The sequence below is a fragment of the Kitasatospora sp. NPDC058965 genome, from assembly GCF_042741245.1.
Classification (GTDB): Bacteria; Actinomycetota; Actinomycetes; order Streptomycetales; family Streptomycetaceae; genus Kitasatospora.
Map to the genome: position 1 here is coordinate 1 of NZ_JBHYKG010000616.1, position 1,080 is coordinate 1,080.

The 1,080-nt window shown below is 77.1% G+C and carries 1 protein-coding gene; it reads right to left on the bottom strand.

What is annotated here, in order from left to right; all coding sequences use genetic code 11:
* Window positions 1–908 (bottom strand): serine/threonine-protein kinase (locus ACFW1A_RS40615; RefSeq protein ID WP_380418788.1); only part of this gene is annotated, 908 nt, incomplete at its 3' end.
* Window positions 909–1,080 lie beyond the last annotated feature (172 nt).

Below are 1,080 nucleotides of genomic sequence, written 5' to 3' on the forward strand. Positions count from 1 at the left end.
GGCGGCGGCGCGAACGCCGGTGCGGGGGCTGCCGGGTGGGCGCCGACGGGCGGCGCGAAACCGGGCGGCGGCGCGTAGCCGGGCGGCGGGGCGAAACCGGGCGGCGGGGCGAAACCGGGCGGGGCCGGGCGGCGGTCCGCCTGCCCGTGGTACCCGGCGGCGATCTCGCCCAGCCGGGTCCGCACGGCGGCCGCGTCGGCCGGGCGGGCCGCCGGGTCCTTGGCCATCAGCGCCTGCAGCAGCGCGTCCAGCGCCCGCGGCAGCCCGGGCCGGTACGGGGCCGCCGACGGCACCGGGTCGTTCAGGTGGCGGTGCATCAACTCCTCGGCCGAACTGCCCGGGTAGGGCGGCCGACCGGTCACCAGGTGGAAGAGCGAGCAGCCCAGCGCGTACAGGTCGGCGCGCCCGTCGGCCGGCACCTGGCGCCACTGCTCGGGGGCCAGGTACGGGGCGTTGCCGGTCTCCACCGCCGGAGCGAGGTAGGCGGTGCCGAAGCCGGTCAGCTTGAGGCCGCCCTGGTCGGTGGCGACCAGCCGGTCCGGCCGGAGCGCCCAGTGCACCACCCCGACCGCGTGCGCGGCCTGCAGGCCCAGGAACGCCTGCTGCGCCTGGACCAGCAGCAGCCCCAGGTCGTCGCCGCCCGCCGGGTCCACCGGTCGGCCGGTCAACAGCTCGGCCACCAGGGCCCGTTCGGTGCGGTGCTGGACGGCGACCAGGTGCGGGTGGGCCAGCCGCCCGACCTTCTCGGCCTCGGCCAGCGAACGCTCGGCCGCCTCGGCCGAGGCCTGCGGCGGGACCTGGTGCACGGCCACCCGGTGCCCCAACTGCCGATCCAGCGCCTCCCAGACGGTTCCGGTCGGACCGTTCTCCAGCTCCCGAAGCAGCTGGTACCCCTCCAGATCTGACATGCGGATCAGCCTATCGGGACCACCGGGCGGCTGACAGCGGCGAAAGTCGGCCGGATCGACGCCCGGTCCCGCCGCCGGGCGGCGGCCGCGGGCCCGGGCCCCGGCGCCGGCCCCGGTCGGGTGCGGAGGGCAGGTGGTAGGATATGTCTCGTATACACATATTAAGCAGCCG